Source organism: Ensifer sp. ENS06, assembly GCF_014852205.1.
GTDB lineage: Bacteria > Pseudomonadota > Alphaproteobacteria > Rhizobiales > Rhizobiaceae > Ensifer > Ensifer adhaerens.
In genome coordinates this window covers 601,153-614,760 of record NZ_JACVBC010000003.1, presented here as the reverse complement: position 1 = coordinate 614,760, position 13,608 = coordinate 601,153, and the positions used below count along the sequence as shown (strand labels likewise).

Genomic DNA, 13,608 nt, shown 5'->3' with positions numbered 1-13,608 from the left:
CATCAAAGAAACGCCGCCGGAACCTTTGTTCAGGCGGCGTTTTTCTACGCACAGTCACCCTATGCGTCAGGTTCAGCTGTAGAGGCTTATCGGCGGGATCCGTCCGTTGAGCGCAAAGTCGCCGACCTCGCGCGCCTTGTAGGCGACCGGGTCATGCAGCGTGTGGGTGCGGACATTGCGCCAGTAGCGGTCGAAGCGATAGTGCCCAGCCGTGGCGCGCGCGCCCATCAATTCGAACACCCTTGCCGTCACGTCGAGCGCCACGTGGGTGGAATGCACCTTGGCCGCATAGGCCTCGATCGCCGCCGCGCCCCGCGCCTCGGCCGTTACCGAGCTGCCCTCGGACAAGGCCGCTTCGACCGCTGCCGCAGCCGCATCAGCCAGCGCGACCGACGCCTTCAGGTTCGTCTGGAGCTCGCCGATCGCCTCAAGGATATAGGGGTCGTCGCCGGCACGCTCGACGCCGGACGTCACCCAGGGACGCGTTGTGCTGCGGACGTAGTCGAGCGCTGCTGCCAGCGCCCCCTGCGCCGTGCCGAGATAGAAATTGACGAAGACGAGCTGGATCAGCGGCGTGTTGAAGGTCGCCTGCACCGGTGGCGGATCTAAGGGTTCGGCAAGCGCCTGGATGAAGTCTCGCCCATAAACCGGAAAGTCGCGGAACTCGACGCTGCCGCTGTCCGACAGGCGCTGGCCGATATTGTCCCAGTCGTCGTTCGCGATATAGCCGGGACGGTCGGTGGGCACGACGAAATTGGCGATCTTGCCGTCGAGCGTGGCATTGACGTTGATGCGGTCGGAGACATGCGCGCCGGTCGAAAACGTCTTGCGGCCGTTCAAGACGTAGTGCGCGCCGCGCCGCTCGAGCGTCAGGCCGGGGTCGCGCGGGTTGACAGCTGCACCCCAGTAGAGCTGCCGCTCGACCGTTTCGGCGCCCAGCACCCAGGCTTGCCGGGGATCGGCGGCGGCCCAATAGACGTATTGGCTGTTGACGTAGTGGTAGCCCAGCAATTGCCCGATCGAGCTTTCGCCGCGCGCGACGACGCGCACCAGCCGCAGCCCGTCGATCCAGCTCAAGCCGGCCCCACCGATCTCCGGCGAATGCAACGCCGTCAACAGACCAGCCTGGCGGAGCGCCTCGATCTCCTCGCGCGGCGGCGCGCCCACCCGGTCGAGTTCGGCGCCCCGACGGGCAAGATCGATTGACAGCGCCTCGGCACGGGCAAAAAGCTCCCGTCGCCTTTCGTCATGTTCGGCGTTCACCGGCGCCGGTTCTCTGAGGAAGTGTACGTTGCTCATCCGCCTCTCCTTGGTTGAGGCGTAATAATGAACTTATTCTATAGACAATGACAGCAAATGGATTTTGACTTGGGCGGAAGCCCGAGAAAGTCTTACCTGCCACCCGGTGCCGCCCACGCGCCGGCGGGAAACGGGGCCATCGCGCTCAGGCACTATTCCGGGAAATGCGATAGACGCTGGCAGGCGGCAGGTTGAGCGGCACCCAGCGCCGAAAGGAGGCCTTGAGCCCAAGCTCGCCCAGAACCTGGAGCGAGATCGGGCATCGCGGTCCATAGGTGAACTGGAACAGGCTTCCATCCTCGGCAAGGTGATGAAAGACCGAGGCGAGGATCGCCCGCACAGTCTGCGCCGGCATGGACAGAAGTGGCAGGCCGCTGATCGCCGCCCCGACGGACTTCGCCGCCGGCAGGGCCAGGTGCCGGGCGTCGCCCTCGATCAGCGTCGCGCTCGGGAACCGCTCCCGCAGCAGCATAGCGAAAGCCGGATTGCGCTCCACCAGGATGAGATTGTCCTCGTAAACGCCGTTGCGAAGCAGTGCTCGCGTGAAGGCTCCGGTGCCAGGCCCAAGTTCGAGCACATTGCCGGAGAGCGGTCCGATCTCGGTGGTCATGGCGACCGCCAGCCGTCTGCTCGAAGGCGCGATCGCCGCGACCTCCAGCGGTCTCGCCGCCCAGGATCTGAGGAAGAGCAGGAAATCCGATGCCGTTTTCTGTTTGGTCAAGTCGCGCCTCCGTTGTTGCAACGGTGCCTGGTATCGCTCCTTGTCGGATGCCGCGCATTAACCCGGGTTAAGCCTGGTGTCGGCCTCCGCCCGCACTCGCTTGGCGATGCGGCTGAGGCCGACCGGGGTGATGCCGAGATAGCCGGCGAGGTCCTTCTGCGGCACCCGTGCGACCACCTCCGGTTCCTCGACGAGCAGTGCGCGATAGCGCTCCTCGGGATCAAGCGTCAGGAACTGGCGTTCACGGCGCTCCTTGCGCTCAGCAAGCATCATCAGCGCACTTCGGATCATCCGCGACCAGCCAAGGTCGGTGTCGGCCAGCGCCTGCAGCGTCACGAACGGAAGTCTCTCGAGGCGGCTCTCCTCGACCGCAATTGCCGAAAAGCTCGCCCGCCCGGCGGGCACCAGCGCCGAGAGGCTCGCAAAGAACCGCCCTTCGATGGCGAAGGACTTGATCCACTCCTCGCCATTGGCACGCAGATAGGTGAGCTTCACCAGGCCGCGCTCGATCACATAGACATAGGGATGCGGCTCATCCTGATGGAAGACCGTTTCGCCAGCCCTCACGCTGCGCACCTGCATCGCCTCGGCCAGGCGCTCCGCCTGCGCCAGCGGATGCCGGGCGATGCGCTCGAACAGCGAAATCGCAGCGCCCTCTCCGCGCTTAACTTCGGTTAATGCCATCCCCGTCCTCCCGTTGCAGATTCGACTGCGCAACAACGGGAAATAGATCACATGGCACACTACGTCGTCACCGGGGCAAGCTCGGGAATCGGCAGGGAGATCGCACTGCAACTGGCCGCGAGGGGGCACGATGTCTTAGCACTTGGCCGCGACCGGGAGCGACTGGAGGACTTGACGCTGCGAAACCGGAGGATCGAAACGCGGGTGCTCGATCTCTGCGATCGGGCCGCAACCATCGCCTGCGGAGCCAAGATGGCGGGCGATCCGATCGACGGTCTCATCAACAACGCGGCCATCCAGCACAATGTCCGGTTCGACGACCCGCATTACGACGCCGGACAAATCGCGGACGAAGTCGATACCAATCTCGTCGCGCCGATGCTGTTGTCGCGGCTGCTTCTGCCGAAGACGCCCGGGCGCCCCTTCGTCATCGTCAATGTCGGCTCAGCACTCGCCCGTTATCCGAAAACGACGGCGGCGGTCTACAGCGCCACCAAGGCGGGGCTGCGCATGTTTTCGGATGCACTTTCCGTCCAGCACCAGGCAGGCGCAGTCAAAGTGGTTGATGTGTTGCTGCCGCTCGTCGATACCCCGATGACATCAGGGCGGGGAAAGGACAAGGTCAGCGCGGCCTATGCGGCGAAGGAAATCCTGCGTGCGCTCGAGCCGGGCGCAACCCGCATCCATGTCGGCAAGGCGCGATTGCTGCGCCTGCTCGAAATCATAGCGCCGCCTGCAGCCGCCGCGATCATCAGAAAGCTGTGACGCTGCAGTTCCGCGATTGTCCCGCCGCGTCTCGCGATCTCAGGCACCCAGTAAAGAACGGATGCGCGGAGGTCAGCCGGCCTCAGCGTCCCTCAAGGCGACGATCTCGGTCGCGTTGTCGTTGGCGGCGAACTGCTCCAGCGTCATGTTGTCGAGGATCGAGGCGATCGCGTCGCGTACGTTGCTCATCGACTTGCGCACATGACAGTTGACCGGATCGGCACAGTCGTCGCAGGCCTCGAACGCGGTGCGGCTGGCGCAGCGGATCGGTGCCAGGGGACCGTCGAGCGTGCGGATGACCTGGCCGATGCGGATGTCGGAGGCTGGCCTGGAGAGCGAATAGCCGCCGCCCGGGCCCTTCTTCGAGCGCAGGATGCCGGCATTGCGCAGTTCGAGCAGGATCGCGTCCAGGAACTTTTTCGGAATATTGTTCCGCGTGGCGATCTCGGTGATGAAGGCGGTCTCTCCGGGCTCCAGTTGAGCCAGGTCGACAAGGGCCTTGAGCCCGTATTTTCCTTTTTTGGTCAACATGTCACTTCACTTTCCTGAACAAGGAAAGCCGCCACAACGCCCCTTCCCGCGGCATTTACCGGGGGTAACGGGTTGTGACGGCCGCACTCTTTCGCTTAGGATGTCCTACACCCAAACTGCACCATTCTCAATAAAATACGTCAGTTACTGCATAGATTTAGTGATTTTAGAAGGCGCTTTTATGGCAGGGGGGAGAATTTCCGCTCCCTTGAGAAGGTGGTTTTGCCTCAAGAGCCAGCAGTCGCTTGCCTCGGACGCCGCGAAACCCGACGCCGGAGCACCGCAGGTGTAACTGTTCAGGATGCGATCACACCGTCAGATGGCGGCGCGCCTCTGATGTGTCCAGTGTTTCGGCTGCGCCCTCGTGGACCACAGCGCCCCGATCGAGGATGTAGACGTGGTCGGCGAGTTCGCGGCAGAAATCGAGATACTGCTCGACCAAGAGGATCGCCATGCCGGTCGAATCCCTGAGATAGCGGATAGCCCGGCCGATATCCTTGATGATCGAGGGCTGGATGCCCTCTGTTGGCTCGTCGAGCACAAGGATCTTCGGTCGCGTCACCAGTGCGCGGCCGATCGCCAGTTGCTGTTGCTGCCCGCCAGAGAGGTCGCCGCCACGGCGACCAAGCATCGAGCGCAACACCGGAAAGAGGTTGAAGACGTCCTCGGGTATCGAGCGGTCGCCGCGCTTCAGGGGCGCATAGCCGGTCTCCAGGTTCTCCTTGACCGTCAGCAGCGGGAAGATTTCACGCCCCTGGGGGACGTAGCCGATGCCTTCTTTTGCCCGCCGATAGGGCGCCATGCCGGCGAGTGCTGCGCCGTTGAAGTCGATCGCGCCGGCGCTGACCGGATGCTGACCGGTGATCGCCCGAAGCAGGCTCGACTTGCCGACGCCATTGCGCCCGAGCACGCAGGTTATCTTGCCCATCTCGGCCGTGATCGACACGTTTCGCAGCGCCTGCGCGGCGCCGTAGTGAAGATTGACGTTTTCGACGCTGAGCATGGCGCGCCCTCCTTTTGGATTTTCGGTGTGGGTCATCACCGGCCAAGGTAGTTCTCGATCACCTTCGGATCGCTGCTGACAAAGTCGATCGAGCCTTCCGCCAGCACCGCTCCTTCGGCAAGGCAGGTGACCTTGACGCCGAGTTCACGGATGAAGCCCATGTCGTGCTCGACAACCACGACCGATCGGGTCTTGGCGATCTCCTTCAGCAGGATGGCTGTCTCGGCAGTTTCCGCGTCGGTCATGCCGGCGACCGGTTCGTCGACCAGCAGCAGTTCCGGCTCCTGGGCAAGCAGCATGCCGATCTCCAGCCATTGCTTCTGCCCGTGCGAAAGGTTGGCGGCGAGATCGCTGCTGCGCGACGACATGCGGATGGTCGCAAGGATCTCCTCGATCCGAGCCTTGTCCTCTGCCGTCAGTCGGTAAAAGAGTGTCGGAAACACGCCGCGCTTGCGGTTGAGCGCCAGCTCGAGATTGTCCCAGACCGTGTGGCTTTCAAACACCGTCGGCTTCTGGAATTTGCGGCCGATGCCGAGCGAAGCGATCTCCGCCTCGTCCTTTTTCGACAGGTCGATCTCGCCCTTGAAGAACACCTGCCCTTCGTCCGGCCGCGTCTTGCCGGTGATGATGTCCATCATCGTCGTCTTGCCAGCGCCGTTCGGGCCGATGATCGCTCGTAGCTCGCCGGGTTCGATGACGAAGGAGAGCGCATTCAACGCCTTGAAGCCGTCGAAGGAGACGGAGACGCCGTCGAGATAGAGAAGGCTGGTCGGCTTGGTCTGCCCGATTGTCTGGTTCATGTCGTTACTCCGCCGCCATGGGTTCAACGGCCAGATTGTCCGGTGTTTCAGCCGCCCGCGTCTGACGCTCCGCACGCCGGCGGGCGAAGTACGCGCCAGCCGTTCCGACGACGCCCTTCGGCAGGAACAGGGTGACGAGCACGAAGAGGCCGCCGAGCGCAAAGAGCCAGAATTCCGGGAACGCTGCCGTGAAGATGCTCTTGCCGCCATTGACGAGAATGGCGCCGACGATCGGGCCGATCAGCGTGCCGCGCCCGCCGACCGCCGTCCAGATCACCACTTCGATCGAATTGCCGGGCTCGAACTCGCCGGGATTGATGATGCCGACCTGGGGCACATAGAGTGCGCCGGCAATGCCGGCCATCATCGCCGATAGGGTGAAGGCAAAGAGCTTGATGTGCTCGACCCGGTAGCCGAGGAAGCGCGTCCGGCTTTCCGCGTCGCGGACTGCCACGAGCACCTTGCCGTACTTGGAACGCACGATCGCCGACGTCAGGATCAGGCAGAGCGCCAGCATCAGCGCCGAGGCAGCGAACAAGGCGGCGCGCGTGCCGTTAGCCTGGATGTTGAAGCCGAGGATGTCCTTGAAGTCGGTGAGGCCGTTGTTGCCGCCGAAGCCCATGTCGTTGCGGAAGAACGCAAGCAGCAGCGCGTAGGTCATCGCCTGAGTGATGATCGAGAGATAGACGCCGTTGACCCGCGAGCGGAAGGCGAACCAGCCGAAGACGAAGGCGAGCAGCCCCGGGACAAGTACCACCATGAGCGCGGCAAACCAGAACATGTCGAAGCCATGCCAGAACCACGGCAGCTCCTTCCAGTTGAGGAACACCATGAAATCCGGCAGCAGCGGGTTACCATAGGAGCCGCGCGCCCCGATCTGGCGCATCAGGTACATGCCCATGGCGTAACCGCCGAGCGCGAAGAAAGCCGCATGCCCGAGAGAAAGGATGCCGCAGAAACCCCAGACGAGATCGAGCGCCAGCGCCAGCAGCGCATAGGTCAGATACTTGCCGAACAGCGACACAAGATAGGTCGGCACGTGCAGTGGATGATCGGGCGCGGTCAAAAGGTTGAGCGCCGGGACAAGCATGGCGAGGCCGACAAGGATCGCAACGGCGATCAGGATGCTGCGGTCGAACGACCGCATCAGAAATGACGTGATCATGCTTCCACCGCCCTTCCCTTGAGCGCGAAGAGGCCGCGCGGTTTCTTCTGGATGAAGAGGATGATCAGCACCAGCACGAGGATTTTGCCGAGCACCGCGCCGGCATAGGGTTCCAGGAACTTGTTGAGGATGCCGAGCGAGAAGGCGCCGACGAGCGTGCCCCAGAGATTGCCGACGCCGCCGAAGACGACGACCATGAAGCTGTCGATGATGTAGCCCTGGCCGAGATTGGGCGAGACGTTGTCGATCTGCGAGAGCGCCACGCCCGCCATGCCGGCGATGCCGGAGCCGAGCGCGAAGGTGAGCGCGTCCACCCAGGGGGTGCGGATGCCCATCGACGACGCCATGCGCCGGTTCTGGGTTACGGCCCGCATCTTAAGGCCCATCGACGTCCTCTTGAGCAGGAACAGCAGCGCCGCAAATACCGCCAGCGCGAAAACGATGATCCACAGGCGGTTCCAGGTGATGGTCAGCCCGCCAAACTCGAAGGCGCCGGACATCCACGAGGGATTGCCGACCTCTCGATTGGTCGGCCCAAAGATCGAGCGCACCGCCTGCTGCAGGATCAGCGAGATGCCCCAGGTGGCAAGCAGCGTTTCGAGCGGTCGCCCGTAGAGAAAGCGGATGACGCCGCGCTCGATTGCAAGGCCAACCGCGCCGGTCACGAGAAAGGCGAGCGGCAGCGCGATCGCCAGCGACCAGTCGAAGAGGTCAGGATAGGAATTGCGCACCACCTCCTGCACCAGGAAGGTCGTGTAGGCGCCGAGCATGACCATCTCGCCATGGGCCATGTTGATGATGCCCATGACGCCGAAGGTGATGGCAAGGCCGATCGCCGCCAGCAAGAGGACCGAGCCGAGCGACAGGCCGTACCAAATGTTCTGGCCGGCGCTCCAGAAGGCCTGGGTCTGCTCGATCCGGGCGATCGCCGCCTCGATATCGGGTTTAAGGGAAGCATCGGCTGTGGCCAGAGCGGAGGTCAGAACGGCAAGGCCGTTTCGCCCGTTACCTTCGGCAAGCAGCGCGATCGCCTGACGCTTCTGATCGTCCGGGCGATCCGAGACGAGCAGCGTCACCGCGCGGGCCTCATCGAGAACCTTGCGCACGGTCCCGTCTTTCTCGGCCGCGATCGCCGTTTCGATCGCCTCGAGCGCATCGGCATTCGGCGTCTGCAGCATGGATTGCGCCGCCTTTATGCGCGCACTGGTATCGTCGCTGAAGAGCGTGAGACCTCCGAGCGCGCTGCGAACCGCGCGACGCACCGCATTGTTGACCTTGACCTTCTGCATCGCCGCCTTCGGTGCCGCTCCGGCGTCAGCCCCGGTCACGGGATCGACGAGCAGCAGGTCTGCGCCCTGCGCCTTGACCAGAAAGACCTTGCCGTCGGACTTGCGCTGATAAAGTTCCCCCTCGCCCAGCGCCTCAAGCACCGGAATGACCTTCGCGTCGCCGGTCTTGGCCAGCGCCGTTATGTGGTCGTCCATTTCGGAAAGCTTAGCGCTGCCCAGCTGATCGATCAGCGGGCCGAGGTCTTCGGCTGCGCGAGAACCGACCACATGGGCCGATATCACCAGACACAGCGCAACGAACAGGATCTGCAGAATTCGGTACATGGCCCCCTCATCCGGGTCGGTCATGCGGCGCATGCACAAACCCGTCATAGCCCAAGCAAGCTCCCTTCGCTCGTGCGCGCCGCCGAACGAAGGGCATGCTTGCCTCAAGTTTTCGTCATGCAATCACTGTCCGGGCGGCAAGCCGCCCGGTCTATGACTAGGTGATGAAATCAGGAACCCTTGCCGCCGCACTTGCCGGTGGCGACGTTGAAGTTGCCGCAGGACATCGGCGCGCGCCAATCGGAGATCAGGTCCTTGGAGTCCGGCAGATAATCGGACCATTCGTCGCCGACGACGAGGCCGGGTGTTTCCCAGACGGTCTCGAACTGGCCGTCGCCCTGGATCTCGCCGATCAGCACCGGCTTGGTAATGTGGTGGTTCGGCATCATCGTCGAGTAGCCGCCCGAAAGATTGGGGACGGAGACGCCGATCATCGCGTCGAGAACGGCGTCCGTATCGGTCGTGCCGGCCTTTTCGACCGCCTTCAGCCACATGTTGAAGCCGATGTAATGCGCTTCCATCGGATCGTTGGTCACGCGCTTGTCGTTCTTGGTATAGGCCTTCCAGGTCTTGATGAACTCGGCATTGGCGGGTGTGTCGACCGACTGGAAATAGTTCCAGGCCGCCAGATGCCCCACGAGCGGCGTGGTATCGAGCCCGGCGAGTTCCTCTTCGCCGACCGAGAAGGCGACGACCGGAATATCCTCCGCCTTGACGCCCTGGTTCGCCAGTTCCTTGTAGAACGGCACGTTGGCGTCGCCATTGATGGTCGAGACCACGGCGGTCTTCTTGCCGGCCGAGCCGAACTTCTTGATGTCAGAAACGATGGTCTGCCAATCGGAATGACCGAAGGGCGTGTAGTTGATCATGATGTCCTCGGGCTTCACGCCCTTGGAGATCAGATAAGCTTCGAGGATCTTGTTGGTCGTGCGCGGATAGACATAGTCGGTGCCCGCGAGCACCCAACGCTCGACGCTCTCGTTTTCCATCAGATAGTCGACGGCCGGGATCGCCTGCTGGTTCGGCGCCGCCCCGGTGTAGAAGACGTTGCGCTGGCTTTCCTCGCCCTCATACTGGACGGGATAGAAAAGGATCGAGTTCAACTCCTCGAACACCGGCAGAACCGACTTGCGCGATACCGAGGTCCAGCAGCCGAAGACCGCCGAGACTTTGTCGACCGAAACCAGTTCGCGCGCCTTTTCAGCAAAGAGCGGCCAGTCGGACGCGGGATCGACGACGACGGCCTCGAGCTTCTTGCCGAGCAGGCCGCCCTTCTTGTTCTGCTCGTCGATCAGCATCAGCATGGCGTCCTTCAGCGTCGTCTCGGAGATCGCCATGGTGCCGGAAAGCGAATGCAGGATGCCGACCTTGATCGTGTCGTCAGCGGCGAAAGCGCCGCCGAAAGCCGTCGTCGACAGGATGGCGGCCAGGAATGCGCCGGTCACGCTTGTCTTGATAGTCATCTGATGGAACCCCTCTCGTTCTGGAGCAACTGGCCTTTCGGTGCTTCTGGCCGCTGCTTAAGGGGATCATCGGACAGCCACGCTGCACTGCACATACGTCATTCTACGTAGGCGCCGGGGGCAAAGAGGAACGCGATTGATAACCTGGTCGCGGGCGGCTGCAGCGCAGCGATGGTACCTTTCTTGACCTTCCCATCGTTGGAAGCCCTAGAACCTAATCTGGCCGCAGGTCAGCGGGCTTGCGGCCGCGCCACATATTCGACGCGAATCGACTGGTAGCAGAGCGGCTATCGCCGGCCGTCGACGCAGGGGGAATGCCGAAAGACATGACGTCCTCACTTCATCCGCATTGGGATACGGCCCGGGAGAAGCGTTCGCTCACCCTGCGCTTCGTTGCTTTCGCAATCCTGCTGGCAAGTCTGCTGCTCGGCGGCAACGCGGGCGCGGAACGCATGCACGCGGTCGTTGTCGTCAGCTATCTCGCCATCAGCGTGGCGTCGGTGGCAACGGCGCGCTATCTGCCCGGCCGCTCCTGGCTGACGACCCTCTTCGTCGTTCTCGATGCGCTCTTGGTCGCGCTGCTGCTCTACGCCCATATTCTGGCCGGCCCGGTGACAGCGAACCACAATCTGACGACGACCAGCCTCGTCGTCGCCTTCATCCTGCTCGTCCATGTCGGACTCAAGCTGGAGCGACGCCTGGTCCTCCTCTTTTCCGCCATCGTGCTCATAGCCTGGGTGACGATGCTGGCGATGACGGCTGCAAGGCATGATGCCTCCGGACCGCTTTCGCTGCTCGGGGCATTCTTCAATCAGGATCTCGGCCTGACCGTGAGCTTCGGCTTCACCGCCTTTGCCATCTATCTTCTTGCGCGCGACCACGACCGGACGCGCAAGGAAGCCTTGAAGGCCGACCAGCGGCGACAAAATCTCTCGCGCTTCTTCTCGCCGCTAGTCGTTTCCGCCCTGCAGGAGAAAGGCGATGTGCTCGGGCTGGAGCGACGCAGCGCCGCGATCATGTTCGTGGACCTTCGTGATTTCACCCGTTTTGCCGAGGCGGCACCGGCGCCTGAGCTCGCCTTCGTGCTCGCCGAATATCGCCAACTCGTCTCGCAGACGATCTTCGAACACGGCGGCACCGTCGACAAGTTCATCGGCGATGGGGTGATGGCGGTCTTCGGCCAGCCGAGACCGAAGGAAGACGACGCCGACAGGGCACTTGCCTGCGCGCTCGATCTCGTCGACATCCTCACGGACTGGAAGAACCACAACGCGCGCAACAACCACCCGGCCCTCGATGCCGGCATCGGCCTGCACTATGGCACGGTCGTCGGCGGCGTTCTCGACAGCGGCTGCCACAGCGAGTTCACCGTCATCGGCGACGCCGTCAACGTGGCCCAGCGCCTGGAATCCATGACCAAGACGCTGCAGGTGCCGCTTGTCGTCTCCGCCTCGTTGATGTGCCGGCTTCAAGCTCCAGCACCTGAAGCCGCATGGATATCGCACGAGGCGGTCGTGCTGCCAGGTCGTCGCCTTCCGGTCGACATCTGGTGTCTTCACCGGGAGACCGGCTCAGCCCACCCGAACGAGGACGAGCCTTCCGTCGCTCCGCAGCCGCTGACGATCACCGACCGCTGAAGCTAAGCTTGAAGCGCGTGGTGAAATCACCGCCCCACCACATGGGGAAGTTGGTGCCCCATTTGTTGTTGTGGATGTTGAAGCGGACACCGGCGGAATAGTCAGGCAGGTCCTTGCAGAAGGCCATGAACGGCCAGGACTGCGGCGCCACCAGCGGCGTGTCGAGGTTTTCGACCATCAGCTCGACGCCCGGTTCCGAGCGCCCCCTCACCGCCGTGACCGCCTGCAGCTGTGCACCGCCCGCGCGGGCGAAATTGTCGGTGGCGTGCCAGTGCCCCATCTTGCACACATCCCAGGCGGAACGTCCCTCGGGCGTGAACGACAGAAAACTCGCTTCCGGCATACGGTTGGCGTTCTTGCCATAGAGGGACAGCCGGATATCGAGCCCGTCCTTGCCGGCGGAAAATTCGATGGCGATTTCGGCAGGCGCGCCCAATTGCTCCACCGCTTCTGCCGGCATGACTGCAAGGACGGATGTTGCGGTCGTGCCGTAGAGCTTGGGCGCGTAGGCCTGCGAGCGCGCTTCCGCAACCTTCGCAAGCCCGGGCTTGTCGTGGTCGAGCACCGCCCAATCCATCCAATGTGTAAGGTACGTATCCATGTGGCGGCGAACGTCGCCGGCGTCATAGCTTTCGTAGCGATAGGCGATCAGCGAACCGTTGGCGCCACGGACCGTCCGACCGTCGGGCGCAGTCAGCGCGGAAACGTCGCCGGTTACCGGATCAAGCTCGATGATCCAGCCGCCGACATCGAGCCGCGTAGCAGCCTCGGTCGCCTCGGGCCGTGATGGAACGGCAATCTCGGCAAGGGCCGCCTCGGCGCGGACCGCATCCTCGCCGTCCAGCTCTGCAACCGCCTGGTCGAGATAGGCCCGCTGCTCCGCCCAGGACGCTTCGGTATAGTGGAAGCGAGGATCAGTCTTTCGCGCCGCCTCGAAGGCGGGGCGTGCCCAGGCCTTCTCGTCGCGCAGGAAGGATTTGATGTCGACGCCGCAGGTGTGTTCGGCGACCAGCGCCAGCTTGCGGCCGAAGGCCTGGCGGCTTGTGGTCATCCGCTCGCCGGCAAATTGGTCGTAAAGCCGCTGCAGCGCCAGATAGCGGGCGATCTTTTCCGGATCGGTGCCGCTGCCGTGGATCCAGCTGTCGCCGAGTTCCTTTTCCACCACCGGGAAACGCTCGCGCGCCTCCCAAATAAGCTTGCCGTAGTCCTCCAGTGTCGCCGCGCGCACGGCGGCACCTGGCTCGTGTTTCAGGATCTCGCGATAGGCTTCGGCCGTCTGCGACACGCTCTGCGGGCCGATGTTGTCGCTGGTATGCGCGAAGCTCAGGCCGTCGGAGAGACCCTCGGGGAAATAGGTCTCGCCATAGGAGCGCTGGTACATGACGACGATTTCCTCGCCGCCCGCCGCTCGCCAGCGAAAAATATCCGGGATTTCCGGCGGCGGCGAAGCGGAGTTCACGCCGATATGCAGGAAGCGCACGCCGGCTTCGGCCAGCAGCGGCACCATGCCGAGCGTATGGCCGGGCACATCGGTCATCTTGGCGGCGATCGTCTTCAGACCGAAGCGATGGTCCAGCTCCTGCGCATAGGAAAGCCCCGCCTTGAAAAGATCCGGCGACATCAGCTCCGTATGGGTGGTGAAGGGCAGCGCGTGCCAGCGGATCAGGCCGCGCTCGATCGCCTGCTCAAGGCGGGCGACCTCTTCCTTCGAGCGAGAATTCAGGTGATCCCAGATCAGCCAGGCGCCCGTCGTCCAGACGAACAGCGGCTCGTGCGGGTTCTCGTTGTAGAAGTGCGCGCCGGTCTCGATCGCCTGCGGGATGAAGCGCTCGTGATACTGCTTTCGGATCTTCTCGGCGTGATCGGTAAAGCCGATGTCGAGATGGGTCTTGAAGACGACGTGGATGCGTTTTTCGGTCATGTTCGC

At 63.2% G+C, this 13,608-nt stretch carries 12 protein-coding genes; 2 read left to right on the top strand and 10 right to left on the bottom strand.

What is annotated here, in order from left to right; translation table 11 throughout:
• Nucleotides 1–72 precede the first annotated feature (72 nt).
• The 3 genes from IB279_RS16355 to IB279_RS16345 all read right to left on the bottom strand — a co-directional run bounded on the left by IB279_RS16355 (nucleotide 73) and on the right by IB279_RS16345 (nucleotide 2,704).
• Nucleotides 73–1,299 (bottom strand): acyl-CoA dehydrogenase family protein, encoded by a 1,227-nt coding sequence (locus IB279_RS16355; protein WP_113187109.1) that lies wholly within the window; start codon nucleotides 1,297–1,299, stop codon nucleotides 73–75.
• Nucleotides 1,300–1,444: 145 nt separating this feature from the next.
• Entirely contained in the window at nucleotides 1,445–2,020 is a 576-nt protein-coding gene (locus IB279_RS16350) for a class I SAM-dependent methyltransferase (protein WP_113187110.1), read from the bottom strand.
• A gap of 57 nt (nucleotides 2,021–2,077) precedes the next feature.
• Nucleotides 2,078–2,704 carry a Crp/Fnr family transcriptional regulator gene (locus tag IB279_RS16345; protein WP_192339353.1) on the bottom strand — a complete coding sequence of 209 codons (627 nt, stop codon included), beginning with the start codon at nucleotides 2,702–2,704 and terminating at the stop codon, nucleotides 2,078–2,080.
• Between the two features lie 51 nt (nucleotides 2,705–2,755).
• Between IB279_RS16345 and IB279_RS16340 the strand changes: the two genes are divergently transcribed.
• Nucleotides 2,756–3,469, top strand: a complete 714-nt coding sequence (locus IB279_RS16340; protein ID WP_113187111.1) for an SDR family NAD(P)-dependent oxidoreductase — start codon at nucleotides 2,756–2,758, stop codon at nucleotides 3,467–3,469.
• A 72-nt stretch (nucleotides 3,470–3,541) separates the two neighbouring features.
• Here IB279_RS16340 and IB279_RS16335 read toward each other — a convergent pair whose 3' ends face one another.
• The 6 genes from IB279_RS16335 to urtA form a co-directional block, all read right to left on the bottom strand.
• Nucleotides 3,542–4,000, bottom strand: a complete 459-nt coding sequence (locus IB279_RS16335; RefSeq protein WP_060522010.1) for an Rrf2 family transcriptional regulator — start codon at nucleotides 3,998–4,000, stop codon at nucleotides 3,542–3,544.
• 307 nt (nucleotides 4,001–4,307) lie between these two features.
• Entirely contained in the window at nucleotides 4,308–5,003 is a 696-nt protein-coding gene (gene urtE, locus IB279_RS16330; RefSeq protein WP_029742910.1) for an urea ABC transporter ATP-binding subunit UrtE, read from the bottom strand.
• Nucleotides 5,004–5,038: 35 nt separating this feature from the next.
• Entirely contained in the window at nucleotides 5,039–5,803 is a 765-nt protein-coding gene (urtD, locus tag IB279_RS16325) for an urea ABC transporter ATP-binding protein UrtD (RefSeq protein WP_060522009.1), read from the bottom strand.
• Between the two features lie 4 nt (nucleotides 5,804–5,807).
• Nucleotides 5,808–6,968, bottom strand: coding sequence for an urea ABC transporter permease subunit UrtC (gene urtC / locus IB279_RS16320; RefSeq protein ID WP_034805744.1), 1,161 nt, complete (start codon nucleotides 6,966–6,968; stop codon nucleotides 5,808–5,810).
• Complete coding sequence (gene urtB, locus IB279_RS16315) at nucleotides 6,965–8,581, bottom strand: urea ABC transporter permease subunit UrtB (RefSeq protein WP_060530434.1); 1,617 nt, start codon at nucleotides 8,579–8,581, stop codon at nucleotides 6,965–6,967. Before urtB ends, urtC begins: the two co-directional genes overlap by 4 nt.
• 170 nt (nucleotides 8,582–8,751) lie before the next feature.
• Nucleotides 8,752–10,044 carry an urea ABC transporter substrate-binding protein gene (gene urtA, locus IB279_RS16310; RefSeq protein ID WP_113187112.1) on the bottom strand — a complete coding sequence of 431 codons (1,293 nt, stop codon included), beginning with the start codon at nucleotides 10,042–10,044 and terminating at the stop codon, nucleotides 8,752–8,754.
• A gap of 326 nt (nucleotides 10,045–10,370) precedes the next feature.
• Here urtA and IB279_RS16305 point away from each other — a divergent pair, with 326 nt between their 5' ends.
• Complete coding sequence (locus IB279_RS16305; RefSeq protein WP_060522005.1) at nucleotides 10,371–11,681, top strand: adenylate/guanylate cyclase domain-containing protein; 1,311 nt, start codon at nucleotides 10,371–10,373, stop codon at nucleotides 11,679–11,681.
• On the opposite strand, the gene IB279_RS16300 is transcribed toward IB279_RS16305, so the two are convergent.
• A complete protein-coding gene (locus IB279_RS16300; protein ID WP_113187113.1) occupies nucleotides 11,668–13,602 on the bottom strand; it encodes a DUF5054 domain-containing protein in 1,935 nt (644 codons plus the stop codon). The two genes, IB279_RS16305 and IB279_RS16300, sit on opposite strands and share 14 nt — an antisense overlap.
• Nucleotides 13,603–13,608: the final 6 nt, after the last annotated feature.

Bases quoted from the DNA above. Each gene is read 5' to 3' on its own strand.
- urtC (WP_034805744.1), bottom strand. From the start codon at position 6,968: ATGATCACGTCATTTCTGATGCGGTCGTTCGACCGCAGCATCCTGATC.
- urtB (WP_060530434.1), bottom strand. From the start codon at position 8,581: ATGTACCGAATTCTGCAGATCCTGTTCGTTGCGCTGTGTCTGGTGATA.
- IB279_RS16300 (WP_113187113.1), bottom strand. From the start codon at position 13,602: ATGACCGAAAAACGCATCCACGTCGTCTTCAAGACCCATCTCGACATC.
- IB279_RS16345 (WP_192339353.1), bottom strand. From the start codon at position 2,704: ATGGCATTAACCGAAGTTAAGCGCGGAGAGGGCGCTGCGATTTCGCTG.
- IB279_RS16355 (WP_113187109.1), bottom strand. From the start codon at position 1,299: ATGAGCAACGTACACTTCCTCAGAGAACCGGCGCCGGTGAACGCCGAA.
- urtE (WP_029742910.1), bottom strand. From the start codon at position 5,003: ATGCTCAGCGTCGAAAACGTCAATCTTCACTACGGCGCCGCGCAGGCG.
- urtD (WP_060522009.1), bottom strand. From the start codon at position 5,803: ATGAACCAGACAATCGGGCAGACCAAGCCGACCAGCCTTCTCTATCTC.
- urtA (WP_113187112.1), bottom strand. From the start codon at position 10,044: ATGACTATCAAGACAAGCGTGACCGGCGCATTCCTGGCCGCCATCCTG.
- IB279_RS16335 (WP_060522010.1), bottom strand. From the start codon at position 4,000: ATGTTGACCAAAAAAGGAAAATACGGGCTCAAGGCCCTTGTCGACCTG.
- IB279_RS16340 (WP_113187111.1), top strand. From the start codon at position 2,756: ATGGCACACTACGTCGTCACCGGGGCAAGCTCGGGAATCGGCAGGGAG.
- IB279_RS16305 (WP_060522005.1), top strand. From the start codon at position 10,371: ATGACGTCCTCACTTCATCCGCATTGGGATACGGCCCGGGAGAAGCGT.